At 51.6% G+C, this 23650-nt stretch carries 22 protein-coding genes and 1 tRNA gene; 17 read left to right on the top strand and 6 right to left on the bottom strand.

What is annotated here, in order from left to right; all coding sequences use genetic code 11:
* The first annotated feature begins 20 nt into the window (after window positions 1–20).
* From citZ to WFK81_RS00745, 7 genes are all read left to right on the top strand, one after another.
* Window positions 21–1133, top strand: a complete 1113-nt coding sequence (gene citZ / locus WFK81_RS00775) for a citrate synthase (protein ID WP_336784559.1) — start codon at window positions 21–23, stop codon at window positions 1131–1133.
* 42 nt (window positions 1134–1175) lie between these two features.
* Window positions 1176–2471 (top strand): NADP-dependent isocitrate dehydrogenase, encoded by a 1296-nt coding sequence (gene icd / locus WFK81_RS00770; protein WP_127495444.1) that lies wholly within the window; start codon window positions 1176–1178, stop codon window positions 2469–2471.
* Between the two features lie 135 nt (window positions 2472–2606).
* On the top strand, window positions 2607–3548 hold the full coding sequence (mdh, locus tag WFK81_RS00765; RefSeq protein WP_201007590.1) for a malate dehydrogenase: 942 nt from the start codon (window positions 2607–2609) through the stop codon (window positions 3546–3548).
* Window positions 3549–3641: 93 nt separating this feature from the next.
* Window positions 3642–5810 (top strand): DNA helicase RecQ, encoded by a 2169-nt coding sequence (gene recQ / locus WFK81_RS00760; RefSeq protein WP_336784558.1) that lies wholly within the window; start codon window positions 3642–3644, stop codon window positions 5808–5810.
* A gap of 112 nt (window positions 5811–5922) precedes the next feature.
* Complete coding sequence (locus WFK81_RS00755) at window positions 5923–6351, top strand: hypothetical protein (protein WP_336784557.1); 429 nt, start codon at window positions 5923–5925, stop codon at window positions 6349–6351.
* Between the two features lie 216 nt (window positions 6352–6567).
* Window positions 6568–7524 (top strand): sugar kinase, encoded by a 957-nt coding sequence (locus WFK81_RS00750; RefSeq protein ID WP_336784556.1) that lies wholly within the window; start codon window positions 6568–6570, stop codon window positions 7522–7524.
* 2 nt (window positions 7525–7526) lie between these two features.
* The gene (locus WFK81_RS00745; protein WP_336784555.1) at window positions 7527–8324 is read left to right on the top strand and encodes a DeoR/GlpR family DNA-binding transcription regulator; all 798 of its coding nucleotides are present in this window, start codon (window positions 7527–7529) and stop codon (window positions 8322–8324) included.
* Between the two features lie 46 nt (window positions 8325–8370).
* Here WFK81_RS00745 and nagA read toward each other — a convergent pair whose 3' ends face one another.
* Together nagA and nagB are read right to left on the bottom strand one after the other, a co-directional pair.
* Window positions 8371–9552, bottom strand: coding sequence for an N-acetylglucosamine-6-phosphate deacetylase (gene nagA / locus WFK81_RS00740; protein ID WP_336784554.1), 1182 nt, complete (start codon window positions 9550–9552; stop codon window positions 8371–8373).
* Window positions 9552–10277 carry a glucosamine-6-phosphate deaminase gene (gene nagB / locus WFK81_RS00735; RefSeq protein ID WP_336784553.1) on the bottom strand — a complete coding sequence of 242 codons (726 nt, stop codon included), beginning with the start codon at window positions 10275–10277 and terminating at the stop codon, window positions 9552–9554. Before nagB ends, nagA begins: the two co-directional genes overlap by 1 nt.
* Before the next feature lie 261 nt (window positions 10278–10538).
* On the opposite strand from nagB, the gene fni reads away from it, so the two are divergent.
* On the top strand, window positions 10539–11609 hold the full coding sequence (gene fni / locus WFK81_RS00730; protein ID WP_336784552.1) for a type 2 isopentenyl-diphosphate Delta-isomerase: 1071 nt from the start codon (window positions 10539–10541) through the stop codon (window positions 11607–11609).
* 87 nt (window positions 11610–11696) lie between these two features.
* The gene (locus WFK81_RS00725) at window positions 11697–12683 is read left to right on the top strand and encodes an MBL fold metallo-hydrolase (protein ID WP_336784551.1); all 987 of its coding nucleotides are present in this window, start codon (window positions 11697–11699) and stop codon (window positions 12681–12683) included.
* Between the two features lie 254 nt (window positions 12684–12937).
* Here WFK81_RS00725 and WFK81_RS00720 read toward each other — a convergent pair whose 3' ends face one another.
* Complete coding sequence (locus tag WFK81_RS00720; protein ID WP_336784550.1) at window positions 12938–13477, bottom strand: phosphatidylglycerophosphatase A family protein; 540 nt, start codon at window positions 13475–13477, stop codon at window positions 12938–12940.
* Between the two features lie 132 nt (window positions 13478–13609).
* Between WFK81_RS00720 and WFK81_RS00715 the strand changes: the two genes are divergently transcribed.
* The 3 genes from WFK81_RS00715 (at window position 13610) to rdgB (ending at window position 16204) form a co-directional block, all read left to right on the top strand.
* Window positions 13610–14674, top strand: coding sequence for a GerMN domain-containing protein (locus tag WFK81_RS00715; RefSeq protein WP_336784549.1), 1065 nt, complete (start codon window positions 13610–13612; stop codon window positions 14672–14674).
* A 158-nt stretch (window positions 14675–14832) separates the two neighbouring features.
* Window positions 14833–15570, top strand: coding sequence for a ribonuclease PH (rph, locus tag WFK81_RS00710; RefSeq protein WP_336784548.1), 738 nt, complete (start codon window positions 14833–14835; stop codon window positions 15568–15570).
* Window positions 15571–15574: 4 nt separating this feature from the next.
* Window positions 15575–16204 carry an RdgB/HAM1 family non-canonical purine NTP pyrophosphatase gene (gene rdgB, locus WFK81_RS00705; RefSeq protein ID WP_336784547.1) on the top strand — a complete coding sequence of 210 codons (630 nt, stop codon included), beginning with the start codon at window positions 15575–15577 and terminating at the stop codon, window positions 16202–16204.
* A 203-nt stretch (window positions 16205–16407) separates the two neighbouring features.
* On the opposite strand, the gene asnB is transcribed toward rdgB, so the two are convergent.
* Window positions 16408–18252 (bottom strand): asparagine synthase (glutamine-hydrolyzing), encoded by a 1845-nt coding sequence (gene asnB / locus WFK81_RS00700; RefSeq protein ID WP_336784546.1) that lies wholly within the window; start codon window positions 18250–18252, stop codon window positions 16408–16410.
* A 132-nt stretch (window positions 18253–18384) separates the two neighbouring features.
* Here asnB and WFK81_RS00695 point away from each other — a divergent pair, with 132 nt between their 5' ends.
* The gene (locus WFK81_RS00695; protein ID WP_336784545.1) at window positions 18385–18726 is read left to right on the top strand and encodes a hypothetical protein; all 342 of its coding nucleotides are present in this window, start codon (window positions 18385–18387) and stop codon (window positions 18724–18726) included.
* A gap of 165 nt (window positions 18727–18891) precedes the next feature.
* Window positions 18892–19497 carry an AAA family ATPase gene (locus WFK81_RS00690; RefSeq protein WP_336784544.1) on the top strand — a complete coding sequence of 202 codons (606 nt, stop codon included), beginning with the start codon at window positions 18892–18894 and terminating at the stop codon, window positions 19495–19497.
* 57 nt (window positions 19498–19554) lie between these two features.
* Here the strand turns inward: WFK81_RS00690 and WFK81_RS00685 are convergent, their stop codons facing one another.
* Window positions 19555–20229, bottom strand: a complete 675-nt coding sequence (locus WFK81_RS00685; protein ID WP_442956020.1) for an NAD(P)H-dependent oxidoreductase — start codon at window positions 20227–20229, stop codon at window positions 19555–19557.
* 212 nt (window positions 20230–20441) lie between these two features.
* Between WFK81_RS00685 and WFK81_RS00680 the strand changes: the two genes are divergently transcribed.
* Window positions 20442–20843 (top strand): winged helix-turn-helix transcriptional regulator, encoded by a 402-nt coding sequence (locus WFK81_RS00680; RefSeq protein ID WP_336784543.1) that lies wholly within the window; start codon window positions 20442–20444, stop codon window positions 20841–20843.
* 113 nt (window positions 20844–20956) lie between these two features.
* Here WFK81_RS00680 and WFK81_RS00675 read toward each other — a convergent pair.
* Window positions 20957–21033: transfer RNA gene (locus WFK81_RS00675), tRNA-Arg, on the bottom strand.
* A gap of 266 nt (window positions 21034–21299) precedes the next feature.
* Between WFK81_RS00675 and WFK81_RS00670 the strand changes: the two genes are divergently transcribed.
* Together WFK81_RS00670 and tig are read left to right on the top strand one after the other, a co-directional pair.
* On the top strand, window positions 21300–22187 hold the full coding sequence (locus WFK81_RS00670) for a hypothetical protein (protein WP_336784542.1): 888 nt from the start codon (window positions 21300–21302) through the stop codon (window positions 22185–22187).
* Between the two features lie 88 nt (window positions 22188–22275).
* Complete coding sequence (gene tig, locus WFK81_RS00665) at window positions 22276–23580, top strand: trigger factor (protein ID WP_336784541.1); 1305 nt, start codon at window positions 22276–22278, stop codon at window positions 23578–23580.
* The last annotated feature ends 70 nt before the right edge of the window (window positions 23581–23650 follow it).

Raw genomic sequence — 23650 nt, 5'->3', positions numbered from 1 at the left:
AAGTTAGAGGAGAGAGAACGATGACAGCAACTAAAGGTCTTGAAGGAATTGTGGCCGCTTCTTCGTCGATCAGCTCCATTATCGATGGAGTCTTGACATATCGCGGTATTAATATTGATGATCTTGCAGAAAATGCGACATTTGAAGAGGTTGCCTACCTGCTGTGGTACGGTAAGCTGCCGAATCGTTCAGAGCTCGACGGCTTGCAGCAAAAGCTGGATCAATACGCGGCTATCCCTGCTCAAGTAATCGAACAAATTAAATTGTATCCGCAAGGCACCAACTCGATGGCAGCGCTTCGCACAGCGGTATCGAGCCTTGCTTTGTACGACGAATCCGCAAACGACATGTCCCCAGAGGCGAATCAGCTGAAAGCGATTAAGCTGCAAGCCCAGCTTCCGGCAGTCGTAGCCGCTTTCGCGCGTATCCGCGACGGCAAAGAGCCTGTTGCTCCTAAGAAAGGCGTATCGATCGCCTACAACTTCCTCTACATGCTGACTGGCGAAGAGCCGGCTGAAGTAGCGGTTAAAGCGCTGGATCAAGCACTCGTACTGCATGCCGACCACGAGCTTAACGCTTCGACATTTGCAGCCCGCGTAACCGTTGCGACATTGTCGGATATCTATTCCGGCGTAACCTCCGCAATCGGCGCTTTGAAAGGCCCTCTGCATGGCGGCGCTAACGAAGCGGTAATGGTGATGCTCGAAGAAATCGGTTCGATGGAGAACGTTGAAAGCTACATCAACAACGCGCTTGCGAACAAACAAAAAATCATGGGCTTTGGCCACCGCGTATACAAAGACGGCGACCCGCGCGCGAAGCACCTGCAAAAAATGTCCCGCGAGCTGGGCAAATTGACAGGCAACATGGAACTGTACGAGATGTCCATCAAGATCGAAGACATGGTTACCGGCCAAAAAGGTCTGAAACCAAATGTTGATTTCTACTCGGCATCGGTTTACACTACATTGGGTATTCCTCGCGACCTGTTCACGCCGATCTTTGCAATCAGCCGCGTTTCGGGATGGAGCGCGCATATCCTTGAGCAATACGAAAACAACCGTCTGATTCGCCCTCGCGCTGATTATGTCGGCCCGGTTAACGCGAAATATATTCCAATCGAGCAGCGCTAATTACAAGGCGCGGCTTACATACCTTAAGGAGGATTTATTCTAATGGCACAATTCGAGAAATACGCCCTTCCAACAGAAGGCGAGCAAATTACAATTGATAACGGTACTCTCCAAGTACCTAACAACCCAATCATTCCTTTCATCGAAGGCGACGGCACGGGCCGCGACATCTGGCGCGCATCGAAACGCGTTCTTGACGCAGCTGTAGAGAAAGCATACGGCGGCAGCAAAAAAATCGCTTGGTACGAAGTATTCGCAGGCGAAAAAGCATTCAACGAATTCGGCGAATGGCTGCCAGCTGACACGCTGACTGCAATCCGCGAATACATCGTTGCAATCAAAGGTCCTTTGACAACTCCAATCGGCGGCGGTATCCGTTCCCTGAACGTAGCGCTTCGCCAAGAGCTTGACCTGTACACTTGCCTTCGTCCTGTTCGTTACTTCGCTGGCGTACCATCCCCGGTTAAACGTCCTGAGCTGGTTGATATGGTTATCTTCCGCGAGAACACGGAAGACATCTATGCTGGTATCGAGTACCAAGAAGGCTCCGAGCAAGTGAAGAAAGTGATCGCGTTCCTGCAAAACGAAATGGGCGTTAACAAAATCCGTTTCCCTGAAACTTCCGGTATCGGCATTAAGCCAGTATCCAAAGAGGGCTCCCAACGTCTTGCTCGCGCTGCGATCGAATACGCGATCAAGCATGGCAAGAAATCCGTTACTCTGGTTCACAAAGGCAACATCATGAAATATACAGAAGGCGCGTTCAAGAACTGGGGCTACGAAGTGGCTGAGCAAGAGTTCGCGGACAAAACTTTCACTTGGGGTCAATATGACCGCATCAAAGAAGCAGAAGGCACAGACGCTGCTAACAAAGCACAAGCGGAAGCGGAAGCTGCTGGCAAAATCGTCGTAAAAGACGCCATTGCCGACATCGCTCTGCAACAAGTTCTGACTCGTCCTACTGACTTCGACGTAATCGCTACATTGAACCTGAACGGCGACTACTTGTCCGACGCTCTGGCTGCTCAAGTTGGCGGTATCGGTATCGCTCCAGGCGCTAACATCAACTACCTGACTGGCCATGCGATCTTCGAAGCAACTCATGGTACAGCTCCTAAATACGCAGACAAAGACGTAGTTAACCCAGGTTCCGTTATTCTGTCCGGCGTTATGATGCTTGAGCATCTGGGCTGGCAAGAAGCGGCTGACCTTATTTACAAAGGTATGGAAACTTCGATCAACAACAAAACCGTTACTTATGACTTCGCACGCCTGATGGAAGGCGCTACTGAAGTGAAATGCTCGGCATTTGCTGACGAAGTAATTAAAAACATGTAGTTTACACAAAGCGGGGGCATTTTTGCCCCCTCTTTTTTTGCCATAAAACCAGCCTTTTACGCTTATCTTCTATCTTATTTGGATGACTTTTGGCAATAATGCAGATGTTAATACAAGTATAGGAGGGTTACATTAATGGCTATTAAACGCAGAAAAATTACAGTTGTAGGCGCAGGCTTTACAGGCGCAACCACGGCTCTGATGGCCGCTCAGAAGGAACTTGGCGATATTGTGCTGGTCGATATTCCGCAACTTGAGAATCCGACAAAAGGCAAAGCGCTTGATATGCTGGAATCCACGCCCGTTCAAGGCCTGGATGCCAACATTACGGGTACATCCAATTACGACGACACGAAGGACTCCGACGTTGTTATTATCACGGCCGGCGTTGCCCGCAAGCCCGGCATGAGCCGCGATGACCTGGTTAACACCAATGCCGGAATCGTCCGCTCGGTATGCGAAAGCGTAAAGGCGACAAGTCCAAATGCTTATGTCATTATCCTCTCTAACCCGGTAGACGCCATGACTTACGTGGCTTACCAGACGCTTGGTTTTCCTAAAAACCGCGTGATCGGCCAATCCGGCGTTCTGGATACCGCCCGTTACTGCACCTTTATCGCGCAGGAGCTGAACGTCTCCGTAGAGGATGTACGCGGATTTGTGCTTGGCGGACACGGTGACGATATGGTACCTCTCGTTCGTTACTCGAATGTCGGCGGTATTCCGATCGAGAAGCTGATCCCGGCTGACCGCATTGAAGCGATTGTACAGCGTTCCCGAGTGGGCGGCGGCGAGATTGTTAACCTGCTCGGCAACGGTTCGGCCTACTATGCGCCTGCGGCATCGCTCGTTCAAATGACGGAGGCGATCCTGAAGGATAAGAAACGCATTCTGCCGGTTATCGCCCTGCTGGAGGGCGAGTACGGCTATAACAATCTGTTTATGGGCGTGCCTACGATTATCGGCGGAGACGGTATCGAGAAGGTTATCGAGCTTGAACTGACCGCGGAGGAAAAAGCGGCTCTGGACAAATCGGCCGAATCCGTTCAAAATGTAATTAAAGTAGTGACGGGCTAACCGATAGGCCACACACTCATAAAGTTTCGTTTGGGAGGACCCTGACACATTGCTGCCAGGGTCCTTATTGTGATTACGGAAGGGGGAATCGACGTGCTACAGCAGGCACGGAGCGAGCTGAAAAGGGTCTACGGGTACGATACGTTTCGTCCAGGCCAAGAGGATATTATCGAAGGGATATTGGAGGGACGCGATACACTTGCCATACTGCCAACGGGCGGAGGGAAGTCGATCTGTTATCAGATTCCGTCCTTGCTAATGCCAGGGACTTCTATCGTTATTTCACCACTTATATCGCTTATGAAGGATCAGGTTGACGCTTTAAACCGGCTTGGCGTGCCGGCGGCGTTTCTGAACAGCTCCCTTGGAGCGGAGGAATACCGGACCGTCCTGCGAAATGCGCTTAGAGGCGAATACAAGATGCTGTATGTAGCTCCGGAGCGGCTGGATGCGCCTATGTTTACCACCTTGTCCGAGCAGCTCCATATCCCGATGATTGCTATCGACGAAGCCCACTGCGTGTCGCAGTGGGGACATGATTTCCGCCCAAGCTACCGGCAGCTGGCAGGCTGGATCGGCAAGATGCCTAATCGTCCGCTTGTTGCGGCTTTTACGGCTACAGCGACGCAGGAGGTCGCCGCAGACATTACGGCGATGCTTGGTTTGCGTGAACCGAATGTGTTTGTGACCGGCTTTGCAAGGCCCAACCTGTCTCTCTCGGTTGTAAGCGGAGGGGACAAGAAAAACTTCCTGCAGCAGTTTTTGCGAGAGCGGGAGGATCAATCCGGCATTATCTATACGGCTACGAGGAAAGAAGCGGAGCAGGTGCAGGAGCTGTTGGTTCGAAAAGGGATTGCGGCGGGTAAATATCATGGCGGGCTGTCCGATACGGAGCGGGCGGAGACGCAGGAGCGCTTCCGGTTTGACGAGCTCCGCATTATGGTAGCAACCAACGCTTTCGGCATGGGGATCGACAAGCCCAACGTCCGTTACGTGATTCACTGGCAGATGCCGGGCGATATCGAGTCCTACTATCAGGAAGCGGGACGTGCCGGCCGGGACGGCGAGGAGAGCGAATGCGTGCTGCTGTTCGAACCGCAGGATGTCCAGGTACAGCGTTTCCTGATTGAACAAGGCATGGGCGATGAATACCGGAAATCGGTCCAGCTGTCCAAGCTTCATAACATGATGAACTACAGCCGCACGCAGCGCTGCCTTCAGCAATACATCGTTGATTATTTCGGCGAAAAGGGCGTTGAGCCTTGCGGAAAATGCAGCAACTGCCTGGATAAAAGCGAGCTGGTTGACCGGACGGCCGAAGCCCAGAAAGCCTTATCCTGCGTAGGCCGGATGAAAGGGCGGTTTGGCGTTACGATGGCGGCCAAGGTGCTCAAAGGCTCGAGGGATAAACGTCTGCTCGAGTTCGGTCTAGACCGACTGACCACTTACGGGCTCTTCAGCAATTGGCCGGAGAAGGAGATTGCCGATTGGCTGTATTGGCTGGTAGCGGAAGGGTATCTCCGGATGAGCGAAGGGCAGTATCCGACCGTATCGCTTACGGCAAGCGCACTGCCTATACTGGAGGGCAAAGAGACCGTGATGCAGCGTCTGCGTACCAGCGTTCGCCGAAGCGCCTCGGGAGACGGCGGAGCAGCTTCTTCGCCTCTGTTCGACGCTCTCAAGCAATGGCGCAAGGAAGCGGCGGCAAGAGAGAATGTGCCTCCGTTTATGCTGTTCTTTGATGCGACGCTGAAAGAGCTGGCCGATGTCCGGCCCGTTACGGAAGAGCAGCTGATGCAGACAAAAGGGATTGGCGCAGCCAAGGCAAGCAAATATGGTGAGGAAGTGCTGGCGATCATCCAGGCGCATGCCGGAAGCGAGGGTGGTGCCGGTATCGCTAACATCAGTGCCGCGCCAAGCCGGCAGCCGGCAGCGCGTCCTCCGGCATCCTCGGAGGAAACGCCAAGCCATGTTCAGACGCTGGAGCGGTTTAATGCCGGTCTGGAGACGGCAGCCATTGCGGAGGAGCGTGGACTAAGCCGGGTAACGATAGAAGGCCATCTGATCCGCTGTGCGGAAGAAGGGCATGAGCTCGATTGGAGCCGTATTATTCCGGAGCAGTACGAGGACCGAATTGTGCAGGTCATCGGGGAGCTGGGCTGGGACAAGCTAAGGCCACTTAAAGATGCTCTGCCGGAGGAAGTCGACTATTTCGCCATCCATGGAGTAATCGCCAAACACGGCTTTAAGACGAAATCTTGAACATTGCCGAAAATGCCGGGGAAATGCCGTATTCCTTGAGGCGCGGCTTTGTGTTTCAGACAGGCATTTAGTATACTTATTGGTAGATTACGCATATGCAGGAGGGTATTTCATGAATGATGTGTTTTTCTTTTTACACTTGCTAGGGGCAGTCGGAATGGGCTTCTATATCGTTCTTCCGATCATGATCGGCAAAGCGACAAAGCTTGCAGGCCTTGGACAAGGCGGATTGGCCGACGGCCTTGTATCGGCAAACCGGATTGTGCAATATGCGCTTATTATTCAGCTGCTGACGGGCGGCTACTTGATGTCGCAGGCGGATTATTCCGTTGCCTGGATGATCATTGTTACCATCCTGTTCCTTGCCATCGCAGCGATCTCCGGCATTATGTCGAAGCCGCTTAAGCGTATCGTGTCTTCGATTCAGGACGGACAAAGCGCGACTGGCCATATCGCGAAAGCACGCACGTTCAGCTTGATCGTATTGGTTCTTTACGTGGTGGTCATTTATTTCATGGCTTTCCCTATGTACAAGCAATAAACGCTTACGAAGTAAGAATTACTACAATAGTCATTATCATGACTATCTGTGTAGTAATTCTTTAAGTTAACGCTTACGAAGTAAGAATTACTACAATAGTCATTATAATGACTATTTGTGTAGTAATTCTTTAAGTTAATGCTTACGAAGTAAGAATTACTACAATAGTCATTATCATGACTATTTGTGTAGTAATTCTTTTTAGGAGGAGAAATCGTGCAACAGTCATCACCAGACGTAGTAACCTTTGGGGAATCGATGGCATTGTTTATGCCGCAAGAGCATAAAGCCCTGGAACGGGCAACAACGCTGGAGCAAGGCTTCGGCGGCGCGGAAAGCAACGTGGCAATCGGACTTGCAAGACTAGGCTGCTCCGTAGGCTGGTTTGGGGCGCTTGGAAATGATCCTTTCGCACGCATGATTGTGAAAACGCTTCGCGGAGAAGGCGTTGATGTATCGCGCGTTAAATTCAGCGACGAGGCTCCGACCGGCATGATGTTCCGCGAGCAGGTGGCGGGCCGCCTTGCCGTTCATTACTACCGCAAGCATTCCGCGGCGAGCCGGATGACTCCAGAGGAGCTGGATGCCGATTATATCCGCGGAGCCAAGCTGCTGCATATTACGGGCATTACAACGGCTCTCAGCGAGAGCGCCAAGCAAACGGTGCATCGCGCTGTAGAGATTGCCAAAGAGGCCGGTATCAAGATTTGCTTCGACCCGAACCTTCGTCTCAAGCTTTGGTCGATTGAAGAAGCGCGAGAAGTGCTGCTCCCGCTTGCAGAAGCAGCGGACTACTTCCTGCCGGGCTGGGATGAGCTGAAGCTTCTATACCAGACGGAAGACTTTGAAGAAGTGAAGGCTAAGCTGAAGCAGCTTAACGCTGTTACGGTTATCAAAGGACTTGGCGACACAACGGTTGTCCTCGATAATGGAGAGGAAGCAAGCGTTCCGTTCTATCCTGCGGAGAAGGTAGTCGATACGGTCGGAGCAGGGGACGGCTTCTGCGCGGGCTTCCTGGCCGGCCTGATGAAAGGCATGACGCCGGTGGAAGCGGTTGGCCTTGCCAGCATCAACGGATCGCTTGTCGTGCAAATGCGCGGTGACTGGGAGGCTCTTCCGGAATGGAGCGCCGTTGAACAGCGCATGTCCTCTAAAGCCTGGGTGGAGCGATAACAATGGTTGATTCGAACGTTTCCGGATCCAAGGGGCAGCGCCGCCGCGAAGCGATATTGCAGCTGCTCAAGCAGCAAGGACGCATTACGATTCAAGAGCTGGTGGAACGCTTTGATTGCTCGGAGGCGACGGCAAGACGCGATCTGGAGCAAATGGAAGTGGCCTATCCGATCATTCGAACCATCGGCGGTGCGATGTATGACGGCATGAATACGGTCCGCGACACGGCGTTTGCAGAACGGGAAGGGCTGTCGTATCTGGAGAAGGAGCGTATCGCTGCCAAAGCAGCATCGCTTATTGAAGAGGGCGATGTTATCGGCTTATCGGGCGGAACAACGAATTATCTGATTGCCAAGCTGCTTAAGCTGAGAAGCGGGATTACCGTTGTTACCAACGCCGTGAATATCGCGATGGAGCTTGCGGGCAGCAGCGTCCAGGTTGTCGTAACCGGAGGAATTATGCGGCATAACAGCTTTGAGCTATGCGGTCCGCTTGGCGAAGGTATGGTCGCGCATCTGAATATCGGCAAAATGTTTATCGGCGTGGACGGCATATCCGCTGCCGGCGGCATTACGACTTATTCCGAACAGGAAGCCCAGATTGCAAAGGCTCTCATCAAGCGTTCCCATACCACGTATGCGGTATTTGATCAGACTAAGGTAGGCAAAACCTCGTTGTTCTCGATCGCTGCGCTTCCCGAGCTGCAGGCTTTTATTACCGATGTTCCCTTAACGGGAGATCTTGCGGATAGAGCGGGACAGTATCAAATTGTTGTCCATGTGGCGACTGAGCAGGAATAACAAAGAGCGGTTGAAGGGAAAACATTCCCTTTCAACCGCTCTTTTATTATTGCTCTGCCGAATATACCTGTCTGCCTTTTACCCAGGTCGATCGCACTTTGCCGAAATCGGGTTCGGCAAGGACCAGGTCTGCTTGTTTGCCAACCGAGATGGAACCGGTCCGCTCGAACAAGCCAAGCTGTCTTGCCGGGTTGGCGCTGGCATAACGGCTGATCTCATTGACGGACAGCCCGGAGTTGTCCAGCATATAACGGAAAGCGTTTATCATCGTCAAGCTGCTGCCGGCCAGATTGCCTTCCTGCAGCCTCGCTACGCCATCCTGCACGATAACGGGCAATCCTCCAAGGTCGTATAAGCCATCCGGTCTTCCGGCTGCGGAGATCGCATCGGTAATAAGAATAAGCTTATCTTCCGGCTTGGAGGAAGCAAGCAGCCTGATCGCTCCCGGATGAACGTGATGGCCGTCAGCGATAAGCTCCGCGTAAATCCGGTCATCGGTCAGCACGGCGCCTACGGTACCCGGCTCGCGATGATGAAGCGGGCGCATCGCGTTATAAGTATGAACGGCATGCGTCAGTCCGGCTTCCGCCGCTTGCGTCATCACTTCAAAGGTTGCGTCGGTATGGCCGCAGGCGACAACCACGTTATGATCGGACAGCCATTTGATTGCATCGATGGCGCCTTCATTCTCGGGAGCGAGCGTCAGAAGCTTGAGAATGCCCGGATAACGCGCCGTCCAATCCTCCAGCCAGTCGAGACGCGGCGGCGACAGGAATGCCGGATTTTGGGCTCCAATCCACTTGAGGCTGATAAAAGGTCCTTCCAGATGGACGCCAAGCAGCGGAGCGTACGGCATCTCTTTTTTCATATAAGCGCTGGTTGCTTGGAATACCGCTTCAATCGCTTCTTGCGAGGCCGTTACGGTTGTAGCCAGCATCCCGGTCGTGCCTTGGGAAGCATGGAATTTCGTAATCGTGTCATAGCTTTCTTCATTGGCATCCATGAAATCTCCGCCGAATCCGCCGTGTACGTGGACATCGATAAAGCCCGGAAGCAGCCAAGCGCCTTGTCCGTCCAGAACTTGATCATAGCGCGTTGTCTCTAGCTTGCCTTCATTAACGCTAGCAATAATGCCGTCCTTGATGCTTACACTTCCTTCGGCTACCCGGTCTTCCAGAACGATTCGTACATTATGAATGAGCAGCGATTCGCCGCCTTGTTGTGTCATTACCCCAACATCCTTCCCGCCTCGCGGTCAAGCAGCACGGTTACGCGCGGATGCGTCTGCAGCAAGGATGCCGGCACCTCCGTCGTAATCGGTCCGGTCAATGCTTGCTTGACAATTTCCGCTTTATCCGCGCCGCGCACCACGAGAACAATCGAATTTGCTTTCAAGATCGAACCAACGCCCATCGTAATCGCGTATTCCGGAACTTCGTCCATGCTGGCGAAAAATCTTGCATTCGCTACCCGCGTTTCTTCCTTCAGCTTCACAACATGCGTTTCTCCCGATAAAGCATGATCCGGCTCGTTAAAGCCGATATGGCCGTTATGGCCGATTCCGAGAAGCTGCACATCAATCTGCCGTTCCAGCAGCATGCGGTCATACTGCGCGCATTCCGCATCAAGATCCTCCGCCATACCGTTTGGAAGAAAAGTCTGCGTATCCGGAATATCGATATGGGCGAATAAATGCTTGTTCATGTAATAAGCGTAGCTTTGATCGTTATAAGGCTTCAGCCCGACATATTCGTCAAGGTTAAACGTCGTAACATCGGCGAAGGATACGTCGCCTTTACGGTATTTCTCTACCATTTTGGCATAAATGCCTACGGGTGTCGATCCTGTTGCGAGTCCTAGTACCGCGTTTGGCTTCGATTTAACGATATCGATAAATAGCTCGGCCGCAAAGGCGTCAAGCTCTAATTGCGTGTCAAAAATCCGTACGTCCATGGAAGATGCCCCCTCAATCTCATTTGATTCTATTCTAAATTATATTATTCATTTTAACAACAAAATTGATTGTAAATTTCATTTTAATGATTGTAAACGTCAAAAATGAAGTCGTGTCTTGTCCTATCCTTGCTCCGCTCCCGATCGCTGAGTTATGATGAACAAAAGTATTCTCGCAAAGCTTAAAGCTTATGCTTAAATGCCTGTGGCCATTTAGGCATACGGCGGAGGTTGGCTATACAAATAGGAGGATTGCCCTATATGACAGTAGAGCAAATATCGGGGGCAAGCGCTTCCACATCGAAACGCAAAAGCGAGCATATCCGCATTTGCCTGCAGGAGAACGTAGCGGGCGAAGGGATTGAGACGGGATTTGACCATTTTCGTTTCCGTCATAATGCCCTTCCCGAAATCGCGTTTGACGATATCAGGCTGGATACGGAATGGCTTGGGCGCCGCATGCGAACGCCCATGCTGGTCAGTTCGATGACTGGAGGCACAAACGAAGCAGGAGCGATTAACCGGCGCCTGGCCGAAGCGGCGGAAACAAGAGGCTGGGCGATTGGCCTGGGATCAATGAGGGCCGCAATCGAACAAGAGGAATTGGCGGCTTCCTTTTATATAAGAGATATCGCGCCTTCCGTACCCGTGATCGCCAATCTGGGCGCCGTCCAGCTCAATTACGGTTATGGCGTCGATGCCTGCCGCAGGGCGGTGGAAATCGCGGAGGCCGATGCGCTTGTCCTTCATCTGAACAGCATGCAGGAAGTGTTTCAGCCTGAGGGGGATACGAACTTCCGCTCGTTGCTGCCCCGGATTGAGGAGGTGTGCCGCGCTTTATCCGTGCCTGTGGGAGTTAAGGAAGTAGGCTGGGGAATTGACGCCGATACCGCTGCGGCTCTTGCTTCGGCAGGCGCAGCCTTTATAGATGTAGCGGGAGCGGGCGGAACGTCTTGGAGCCAGGTGGAAAAATACCGCCAGAATGATCCGATGCGCAGGCTCGCGGCCGATGCATTCGCCGGCTGGGGAATTCCGACCGCCGAGAGCATCCGGGAAGTAAAAAACCGGCTGCCGAATACGACGGTAATTGCAAGCGGCGGTCTTCAGCATGGCGTAGACGCAGCGAAATCGATTGCGCTTGGTGCCGACATTGCGGGCTTTGGACGGGCTCTTCTTCCGCGAGCGGCAAACGGGGAGACGCGGGTATCGGTCGAGCAGCTTATAGAGCAGTTCGAGCGTATTGAATTTGAACTGCGCGCAGCCATGTTCGGAATCGGCGCCGCGTCGATTACCGATCTTCAGCGTACAACCCGGCTTATTCCAGCGCGGTAAGCAATTAAGTACGGGAAGTTAGGCGAATACTAGACTGTCGGTTGGGTATACGATGGTTGAATGGCGTATAGGGAGGGCACAGCATCCATGACGGTGGAGACAAAGGTGTGGGATGGCGGATGGATTCAAGTGAAAATTCCGCTTCCTTTTTCATTAAAATGGGTTAACAGCTATTTGATTCCCGAGGAAGGCGGGGCATATACCGTTATTGATCCCGGTCTGCATACGGATGACGCGCTTGCGGCCTGGGAGGAGGTATTCCTTAACCATGGTTTAAGCATGGAGCAAATCAAACGCATTGTGCTTACGCACCAGCATCCGGACCATTACGGTCTTGCCGGGTATTTCCAAGAGAGGACGGGCGCGCCCGTGTATATATCGGAACGTTCCCACGGATATACGCGTCGTTTGTGGGGAGAGAGCAGTACGTACGCGGAGGAGCTCCGCGCGCATTTCGCCATCCACGGGATGCCGGATGAGCTGACGCTCGACATTAAGAACAATCTGGACGGATTTGTCCGCCAAGTATCGCCGCAGCCTGAAGTGACTTACCTGAAAGCGGGCGGAACGATTCGGCTTGGCGGAACGGAATGGCAAATGATTGATGCCCCGGGACATGCTTTCGGGCAGCTGTGCTTCTACGAGCCCAATAAGGAAATCATGATATGCGGAGATCAAGTATTGCCCCATATCACGCCAAATATTGCGTTTAATCCGGGTGAGGAAGAGGATCCGCTCGGCTGTTTCCTAAACAGTCTGGACGAGTTGTTAGGCTATAAGGTGAAGCTGGCTTTCCCCGGCCATCGGGAGCCGTTTGACGATTTTATCAACCGAATCTTTGAAATAAAAGAGCATCATAAACGTCGGCTGAGTAAAATGTGGGATATGCTTAGGGAGCCAAGCAGTGCTTTTGAAGTATGCGAGCATCAATTTGGCGGTCATTTGAGGACGAATCCCCATAATTTGCGCTTTGCCATGTCGGAGACGATTGCCCATCTCCATTATTTGGAGAAGCGGGGGAAGGTGATTCGGACAGGTACGCCGGATACGGTCATGTTCCGGACTGCCGAATAAAGGAATAGGAGAAGGCTTCACGGTTGTGAGGCCTTTTTATTTTAACTTCTGGCCGCTCTTAAATAGGCTTTGAGCTGATTCGTTTGTTCAGCCATGCAATATGTCTCTCATTCTCCTCTTTCATCCTGCCTGTTCACTCCTCTCGCATTTTGCTTTTACTATTAAACTATTCCAAATTATAGAAAAGGTTCAGATAGGAGCCGGATCATAGAAAAAGCTGTCCCGCAAATGCAGGACAGCTTTTTCGCCAGTTTCTATTCCTTTAATCTTTCCGCTTCTTCTTCGCGTCCGGCTTGCTTGCGGTGAGCCAGACGGCTTGCGGCTGCAGCGGCAATTGCTCCAACGATATCATCCAGGAAAGTATGGATTTGACCGTCGTTCTTGTCATTCAGCTTTTTCAGAATACCCGGCTTCAACTTGTCGATATAGCCAAAATTGGTAAACCCGATGCTGCCGTATACATTAACGATGGAAAGAGCCAATATTTCATCGCATCCGTACAGGCCTTCGTCATTTCGGACCATCTCTTGCAGCGGAGCCATCAGCTTTCCTTCTTCTGCCAGAAGATCAAGCTGGATGCCGGTTAATACGGCATTCTGCACTTCTCTTTTGGACAGAACGGCTTCCACGTTGCTGATGCACTCGTCCAGCGTCAGTTCGGGATAATAATCCTTCTGAAGAAAATGCACGAGCTGTGCAATGGATGTTTTGGATACGCCGCGTTTATCGAGCCATTGGTTAGTGGCTTCCGCGACCTCGCGGCTGTTTAAGCTGTAAGTGACTTGTTTGAACAATTTTGTTTACCCCCTCAGATTTTGTGGACAAAACTGGTCTAAAAAAGGGAAGGGCTCGTATACATAGTACTACAAATCAACAAATGTACAAAGTCGCCGAGCAGGCAATAACTTATTTGGGAGGAAAGGTCAATGACTCAAACAAGATGGATTCGCCGTGCAGCAATTTGCGGTGTGCTGGTATTTCCCATCCTTGCATCGGGATGCGGCTTGATTTCTCAGAATACAAAAGGAGAGATCGACCCGCCGCAGCAAACCGCGTCAACGGGTAATGTAGACGGCACCAAAACCGGACAGGCTGTTATGCCAGGACAAGATGATGATTCCAGCCTTACCGTGTATCTGGAGGACCGCAACGGTTACCTCGCACCGGTATCGCTGAAAGCATCGCTTACGCAGAATGCGGTAGAGGAAGCCGGCAAGAAGGCGCTCGAAATTATGGTCGACGGCGGAAGCTACGCGAATCAGCTGCCGGAAGATTTCCGTGCGGTACTGCCAAAAGGCACGGAAGTGAAGTCGCTTCACATTGATCAAAAAACACAACTCGCTACGGTTGAATTTGGCGGAACGTTTACGGATTATCCTGCAAAGGACGAGCGTACAATCGTTGAAGCCATTACTTGGACACTGACGGCTATGGGAGCAAAAGGCGTTGAGCTGTGGTATGACGGCGCCAAGCTGCCGGAAATGCCGCAGGGCGGATTCCCGCTTGACGAGCCGCTTACGCGTTCTGTAGGGATCAACCTTGAGGCTGCTGACGGAGTCAACTATTTGAACTCTACGCCTGTGACTCTTTACTTCTCGTCGCAAACCACCAATGACGAACAATATTATGTACCGGTTACACGTTTGATAAACCGTTCCGACGAGTCGTCTGCGCAAGCAGCCATGGAGCAGCTTATTACGGGTCCGTTGAACGCTAAAAATCTGACAGCGGTTCTGACTAACGATGTGGAAGTCAACAGCATCAAGCAAAAGGACGATACGGTAACGGTCGATCTGAAGGATCAGGCGTTTGAAACAGGTCTCCCTGCTCCGGCCGAGATGCTTGAAGCCATCGTCTTGTCGATTACGGAGAACACCGGCGCTACCCAAGTCCAAATCACGCTGAACGGCCAGAAGGTAACCGACGAAAATAATGTGGATTACAGCAAGCCGGTAAGCCGTCCGCATCACGTCAATGCGATTAAAAGCTAAGAAAGCATTAAAAAGAAAAGCAGTCCCGTATTGGTCGCTAAGACCGGTCGGGACTGTTTTTTTTCGAAAAGATGCTTTTCGCATGCCGCTTTGGTAAAATAGGAAAGATTGCATAGCAGTACATAAGCGAAAGCGAATGATTCAGGAGGAACAAAAGAATGCGGACAGACGGTCGGCAACCGAACCAGCTTCGGCCCGTTACGATAACGACAGGCGTTAATAAATATGCGGAAGGCTCCGTTCTGATTGAGGTTGGCGAGACAAAGGTTATTTGCACCGCCAGCGTTGAGGAGCGGGTACCGCCTTTCATGAAAGGACAAGGCAAGGGCTGGATTACGGCCGAATATTCGATGCTGCCGCGCGCCACCCATTCCCGCAACCATCGGGAGTCGGCAAAAGGCAAGCTGTCGGGCCGTACGATGGAAATTCAGCGTCTGATCGGACGCGCGCTGCGCTCCATTGTTGATCTGCAGGCGCTGGGCGAACGGACGATTACCCTTGACTGCGATGTTATCCAGGCGGACGGGGGCACGCGCACAACGTCGATTACGGGCGCTTTTGTGGCGCTGTGCCTCGCCGTTAACAAGCTGTCGAAAACAACGCCGTTTGCTAAATATCCGATTACCGCTTTTCTCGCTTCGGTCAGCGTTGGCGTTATTCAGGAACGCGAGCTGCTGGATCTGAACTACGAAGAGGATTCCAAAGCGAAGGTCGACATGAATGTGGTCATGACCGGAGAAGGCAAATTCGTCGAGCTGCAAGGTACGGGGGAAGACTCGCCTTTCTCGCGCGAAGAGCTGAACAAGCTGCTGGAGCTTGCAGAAGGCGGGATCGAGGAATTGATCGAGAAACAGCGTGCGGTATTAGGAGAGATAGCGGACCGGATCGGAGGGTAACGAAGTGGCACAGCCTATTTTGATCGCGACAAAAAATGAGGGCAAGGTGAAGGAATTCGCCCATGCCTTCGCGAAGCTTGGCCGGACGGTTGTCAGCCTGAACGAATATCCGGATTTCCCGGATATCGTGGAAGACGGCGATACGTTCTCCGCCAATGCCCGGATTAAAGCGAAAGCGGCAGGGGATGCTTTCAACGTGCCGGTGCTCGCCGACGATTCCGGCTTGCGGGTAAAGGCGCTGGGCGGTGCTCCGGGCGTTTATTCGGCCCGTTATTCGGGTCAAGGCGCCACGGATGCTTCGAATAACGCCAAGCTGCTGGAAGAGCTGAGGCACCTGGATGCGCCGGACGCAGCCGCCCCTCTTGCGGATGGCACCCGGCTGCTAAGCCCCGCGCAGTTCGTCTGCGTACTTGCTTTATACGATCCGGCAACGGGAGAGTTTGTCGAGACGGAAGGCACGGTGGACGGTTATATTGCCGAGCGCCCTCGTGGCGAAGGCGGATTCGGCTACGATCCGCTATTCTGGCTTCCGCAGCTTAACCGCTCGATGGCGGAGCTGTCCAAGGAAGAGAAGCAGGCGATCAGCCATCGCGGCAATGCACTCGCTAAGCTGATCGAAAAGCTTTCCAACTAAATAATGCTTACACACAAAACGTCACCGGATTAATCCGGTGACGTTTTTTCTCTTTTTTAGGTTTGGTGAGCGGAGCGATCGAATGATTCTGGAGGAGTGTAACGTTCGCCTTTGTTCTCCCGATTCCAACCTTCTCCTATACGTTCGAGGAATCGGGGAACAACAGCGACCGGAAGAACATTCGAATGCGCAGCGATTATCACTCACTTCACGCTAACTCCATACTCCTTCAGCCAAGTATTAACCTGATACAAATAAGCAAACAGCTGCGGTCCGGACATCAGCTGGCCAAACCACGGTATATTCGACTTCGCCGAATCCGATTCCGCCAGTTCTCTGATCTTGCTCACGTTAATGAGCGGAAGCAGCGGAGAGGAAGGATCGTTTAATATATCTAGCACAAGGCCCTTAACGGCCGAAAGGTAATTCGGATTATGCGTTTTTGGATAAGGGCTTTTTTTGCGCGTAAGCACGTCGTCGGGCAGCACGCCGCGTAAAGCCCGTCGAAGGATACCCTTCTCGCGGTCGCCGGCCGTTTTGATTTCCCACGGGATATTCCAGACATACTGCACAAGCCGATGATCGCAGAACGGTACCCGAACCTCCAGTCCGGCAGCCATGCTCATCCGGTCCTTGCGGTCGAGCAGGGTCGGCATGAAACGGGTAATGTTCAGGTAAGACATTTTGCGCATTTTGCGCACCGTCTCGGATTCCCCTTCCAGGTAAGGCACTTCGGCAATAGCTTGCGCATAACGGTCGTTAATATAATCAATCGGCTTGATCCATGCTGCAACATCCGGCGCAAGAAGTTCGGCCCGCATGGACGAGGCTAGGGACCACGGGAACGTATTGGCGCTTAGCGCTTCCTCGCGGTGGAACCAAGGATAACCGCCGAAGATCTCATCCGCCGCTTCACCGGAGATCGCTACGGTAGCGCCCTTTTTAATCTCGCGGCAGAACAGCAGGAGGGAGGCGTCTACGTCTGCCATGCCCGGCAAATCTCGTGCCAGCGTTGCATCGCGAAGCGCGCCAACCAGCTCCGGCGTATCGAACTGGATCGGATGATGAATCGTATCCAGATGGGAAACCATGCGCTCGATCCATGGAGCGTCGCTGTTAGGCTGGAAGGCATGCGCTTTGAAATGCTTGTCGTTATCTCGGTAGTCGACGGAATAAGTGTTTACATTGCCCTGGCCTGTTTGCTCGTAGTAACGCACGGCCAGCGCCGTTAATGCGCTGGAGTCGAGGCCTCCGGAGAGTAGAGTCCCAACCGGCACGTCCGATACAAGCTGGCGTTCGGTTGTATCCTTCAAGAGCTCGCGGACATGCTCGGCGGTCGCCTCCACATCTTCTTCATGAGGGATGGTCTCAAGACCCCAATACTTTGTCTTGCGGACGCCGGAGCGATTGACGGTCATGCATTGACCCGGCAGCAGCTCCGTTATATCTTTATAAACCCCTTGGCCCGGCGTGCGGGCCGGACCGATAATAAAGATTTCCGCTAAGCCTTCAGCCCCTACCTCCGCTTTGACAGCCGGATGGGCCAGAATGGCTTTTGGCTCGGAGCCGAAAATAAAAAGTCCATCCGCAAAGCTGATGAACAACGGTTTTACTCCTAGTCGGTCGCGGGCCAGAAACATCTCCTGTTCGGTAACATCCCAAATCGCAAAGGCAAAGATGCCGTTGAAACGCTCGACGCAGGCTTTGCCCCATTCCATATAAGACACCAGAAGCACTTCCGTATCGCAGTGGGTCGTAAAGGTTCTGCCGCGGTCCTCCAGTTCTTTCCTCAATTCAAGCGCGTTGTAAAGCTCGCCGTTGTAGACAACGACATATGTGTCATCGCCCGAGCGCCGAATCATCGGCTGAGCGCCATTCTCGGGATCAATAACGCTAAGCCTGCGGTGGCCAAGCGCGCAATGGGATGAAATCCATGTACCCGATGCATCAGGACCGCGCAGCGCTAACGTCTCGGTCATTTTGATCAGACTGCTGCTGTCCTGGGTCAAATCCCGGGTCCAATCGATCCAGCCGGTTATTCCACACATAATCTCATTCCTCTCTTCTGCTGGACTCCAGTAGCGATAATATCCGTTATATGCGGAAAAAAGGGATAAAATGTCTGTCCGCCGGGGGATGCTAAGAGCGCATGTTTGTAAAAAGGAGCTGAGTATTCACCTATGTCAGGCGATGAGCGTAAAAAATATTATGTCTCGGTCCAGGCCGGGCAAATTTTGCGGGATCAGGGAGCGGCCTCCTACGAGCTGGAGATTTTGGCAAACGATGAGGAATTTAATCAGCTGCAGGTGATGTTCGAGGATTTATCGAGCATGGACGAGGCGATAACGGGACATTACAATTATTCGGTGGGAACTTTGCAAGACGAGCCTTCCGACAAGAGGATGAATGCGGGATACGATGCCATTCTCCGCGATATTTATCTGTTTATACACGAGCACGGAACCGAGACGACCAGAGAGCATGTGGAGGCAATGGGAATATTGGATCCGGGGCGTCTATAGGATAGACCAATAAGGATAATGGACACTCTTAGGTGGACATTATCCTTTTTTTGTAAGACGAATGTCCGAAACTGACGGATTTTGTTACCTTTGTGATAGCCTTTATTGGGCAAGGAGTGGTACAATGGGAGGATAAAACAAGTTTTAAAGTGGAGGCATCAAGCATTGCAAAAGTTAGTGTTTTTCGTAGGTGTAGCAGGTACGGGCAAGACAACCGTTGCCAGAAAAATTTCGGAGCGCATTCCGGCTGCTTTTCTGGATCGTGATACGGTAGGGGGACGGTTTGTTGAAGCCATGCTGGAGCGCAACGGGCTCGACAAGAACGACCGCGATTCGGATTTCTACAAACAAAACCTTCGCGACTTGGAATATGACACGACCAAAGATATTTGCATCGAGAATCTGGCTGCTGGCCAAAACGTATTTATGATCTCTCCTTTTACGGCAGAGCTTAAAAATAATGCTTGGATCGAGGAAGTCATCTCGGGTGCGGGTTTGACAAGAGGGCAAGTGGACGTAAAAGTAATCGTGGTTACTCTGGAGAACATCGAGCTGCAGAAAAACCGCATTATCGGGCGCCAGACCGAACGCGATCAATGGAAGCTGGATAATTGGTCGCAATTCGAGAAGCGCGTAGCCTTTGTACCGGATATTCATTGGGATATCCCGCAATCTTCCATCCTTGTGTATGACAACAGCGGCGAAATGACGGACGAGCAGGTAGAGAAGCTGTACCAATTTGTAGCGGACAAATCCGCAGCTACCGTATAAAACAACCGGAGACCCGCAGGCGCCTTGCAGAATAAGGCGCGCCTGCGGGTCTCTTTCTCAATGCACCCACTCGACAACTTCATCTAAAGGACGCCGGGTCTGCGGATGTTTCGGCTCAGCAGCGCGGTATCCGAAAGTTACCATGACCGACAGATCATAAACTTCCTCGTCCAGGATGCCCGCATCCTTCAAAATAGCCGTAACTTTTTCTTTGTTGTATCCTTCCATCGGGCATGAATCGATGCCGATTTGCGCAGCGGCCGTCATCATGTTGGCGAGCGGAATATATGTTTGCTTGGATGCCCAGTCAATTAGCGTTCTTTCGTTATCAAGGATGCGAATATCATTCTCCTGGAAGTTCTTGTACGCCGCGGGAATGGACTTGAATGCCTCATCCGACAAGCCTTTGATATTCTTGTAAATGTACTCGACGTATTTGGAATCGTATCTTACATCCTTGCGGGCAAGAAGAATGACAAAGTGGCTTGCGGTAGGGAGCTGTCCTTGTCCGCCAAAAGAAACATCGCGGATCTTCATCCGGAGCTCTTCGTTCTGAACGACGAGGAATTTCCATCCCTCAAACCCGACGGAGCTCGGAGATAGTCTTCCCGTTTCCAAAATAAACCGAAAATCCTCGTCGGAGATTTTCCGGTCGGGATCAAATTGCTTGGTGGCATGCCGGAATGCGTATGCATCCAAAATTTCTTTCTTTTTTTGTGCGTTATTCATTATTTGTACGTTATTCATTATTAGTGCCTTCCTTCCATGTATCCGGTTATTGATCAACGCGTTGATAAATTAGATCTTACATTCCCGTATGCATGGCAACAAGTACGCACATTTTTGTAGGATAATATCAATATTGTGTGATAGTATTAAAAAAGATACTAAAGGACTGGTAAGGAAAATCCAGCTTCAAGTTTCAAAGCAAAGGGGTTTTAATTATGGATAATAAAACGGACATCATCAATTTCGGATGCCCGGTGACGGTTACTGTAGATGTCATCGGAGGGAAATGGAAAGGCGTTATTTTGTATCATTTAACGGAGGGGCCAAAACGCTTTAACGAGCTGCGCAGACTGTTTCCGCGGATCACGCAGCGCATGCTTACGCTGCAATTGAGGGAGTTGGAAAGCGACGGCGTCATCCACCGGGAAATCTATAAGGAGATCCCGCCAAGAGTGGAATACTCGCTAACCGAGTTTGGCGAATCGTTAAGGCCGCTTATCGTACTGATGAGGGACTGGGGCGTGACCCATGAGAAAACCGTTCTGGCCAATCGCGAAACCAACAACGTAATGGCAAAGAATAACGCATCTATTAGCAGCTGTGTGGTTGAAGCGTAACGGAAGATATAGCTTGACGGGGATTTCCTATTGGGATGTGTCCGAAAAACAACGCAAAAAACCCGCAACCCCTTGTTGAACAAGGTATTGCGGGTTTGTTTTTAGTTATGAAATGGCGTCCCAGGAGGGATTCGAACCCCCGACCGCACGCTTAGAAGGCGTGTGCTCTATCCGGCTGAGCTACTGGGACACGTAAGAATGAGTATAGCATGCGGTTGCTTGACTTGGCAAGAGGAAATTTCAAAAAAAATCTTAAGCTACACCCGCGAATCAAATTCGCTTGGTAAATATAGCATAGGCTCGAACAGAAAATCAAGACTAAAGCGAAGTAAGTTTTTATATTTAAAGGTTCCGTGATATAATCGAACGCAAGCAATAGGCAGACGAATGATGCGGTTTGACCGATAAGGCGGTGATACCATAACTACACCAGACAACGTATATTTATTTCCGAAGATGCTGGATCATTATCAAATTCAGCTCACCCGCATGCTGGAATCCGAGCAATACGGCGAAGCCAAGAATCTTCTCCGCTTCCTGCTGCAGTGCCGCGGTGAGGATGAACGGCATTATGAGGAATGGGGCAGCCTCCTTACCTGGCTGGAAATGGCATTTCCGGGCTCCGAAGACGCCGGTTCGCCGACCGGCGCGGACGAAGAAGAGGGAGAGAGCGAAGAGAGCTTCCGGGAGCAGCTCTTAAACCCGCCCGAACAGGATGAAGCTTATATCAAGCAAGTGCTCTATATTATGGAGCACCATCCGATGATTGATCAGCAGATTCTGGCGCTGGAACGCGCGGCATACATACACTCGCCGGAAGTGGACCAGGTCATGCTGGACTGGCTCTCGAGCGACAAGACCATTCACCCGGTCGTGCAATTCAAGGCTTTGCAATGCCTCAAGAAGCGGGAGATATCGGGAATTGTCATGCTTGACCGGATGGGCGAGAAGGTGGAGCTTGATATAGACGCGACGCCGCTGGCGCTGGATGATTTTCCGCAGCCCGTCATCCGGATTTTGGAGCGGGTGGAGGCCGTAACGGAAGCAGACGACCCGACTCTGCCTCATTTTGCAAGAGAGCTGTGGAAGGAAAGTCTCCAATTTCTGTATGGAACTTCGGCTTACCAGTGGATGCAGAGAGAGGACGACGAAACGGTCGACAGCTATGCGGCTGCGCTCCATCTTACCTTGCTGCTTACGGTTTACGGCTCCGCGAACGATGACGATATCCGCGAGGCGTACGGCATAACCGAACCATTGAGGTTCCGTTACGAGCAGGCATGCAGGACTCTTCGGCAGGTAGCCGCGATGCAGCAATCTACCGAAGATGATCATCAGCCTTGAAATGATGGCCAAGGTTGATTATAATAGAGTGGTTTATGAAGCGAATACTAATTGGCGTGATGCGTAATTTTGGAGGGGAAAGCATAAAATGAAAGCAACTTGGGAAAAAATAGACAAGAACCTCGTGTCGATCGACGTTGAGGTTGATGCTGAGAAAGTCGCTGCAGCACTTGATCAAGCATTTAAGAAAGTCGTTCAAAAGGTAAACGTACCTGGCTTCCGCAAAGGTAAAGTGCCTCGTGGAATGTTCGAATCCCGTTTCGGCGTGGAAAGCCTGTACCAGGATGCAATCGACATCCTGCTGCCGCAAGCTTACGAAGAAGCAGTGAAAGTGACGGAACAACGTCCAGTTGACCGTCCGGAAATCGACGTTGAACAATTCGCCAAAGGCCAATCGTTCAAATTCAAAGCTAAAGTTATCGTTCGCCCTGAAGTAACTCTCGGCGAATACAAAGGTCTGGAAGTTCCATCCTTTGAGGCGACGGTTAGCGACGAAGAAGTTAACGCTGAACTGGAGCGCCTGCAACAACGCCATGCTGAGCTGACTGTTGTTGAAGAAGGTGCTGCTCAAAGCGGCGACATCGCTGTAATCGACTTCGACGGTTATGTAGACGGCGAAGCATTCGACGGCGGCAAAGCGGAAAACTATTCCCTGGAACTGGGTTCCAACTCTTTCATCCCAGGCTTCGAAGATCAAGTTGTTGGCATGCAAACAGGCGACTTCAAGGATGTTGAAGTAACATTCCCTGAAGGCTACCATGCGGAGAACCTGGCTGGCAAACCAGCCGTGTTCAAAGTGAAATTGCATGAAATCAAACGCAAAAATCTGCCGGCTCTTGACGATGAGTTCGCGAAAGACATCAGCGAATTCGACACTCTTGAAGAGTACAAGCAGGATCTTGTCTCCAAGCTGAAAGAAAACAAAGAGGGCGAAGCGGAACGCAACCTGCAAAACGCTGTAATCGAAAAAGCGGCTGAAGCTGCTGAAGTAGAAGTGCCGGAACCAATGATTAACACTGAAGTTGACTTTATGCTCCGCGATTTCGAGAACCGTCTTCGCATGCAAGGCATGAACATCGACCTGTACTATCAGTTCTCCGGCCAAAGCGAGCAAGTTCTGCGCGATCAAATGAAAGAAGACGCACAGAAACGCGTTCGCAACAACCTGGTTCTGAACGCGATCGCTAAAGCGGAAAACATTCAGGTTTCCGAAGAAGACGTAAACGAAGAACTCGAATCCCTGTCGAAAGCTTACAACCGTCCTGCGGCTGAGCTTCGCGACATCTTCGAGAAAAACGGTCAATTCGACAGCTTGAAAGAAGACATCGAGCTTCGCAAAACGATTGAATTCCTCGTTGAAAACAGCAAAACAGCTGAAGTTGCTGGAGCGTAATAGTTCAATTGAATAAATAGGAAGGAAAGGCACGTCATCGTCAGATACGTGCCTTCTTTTCACCCTACAT

The sequence above is a fragment of the Paenibacillus sp. MMO-177 genome (genome assembly GCF_037147795.1).
Classification (GTDB): Bacteria; Bacillota; Bacilli; order Paenibacillales; family Paenibacillaceae; genus Pristimantibacillus.
The sequence above is the reverse complement of the archived record's forward strand: the minus strand, read 5'-3'. Positions and strand labels throughout refer to the sequence as shown.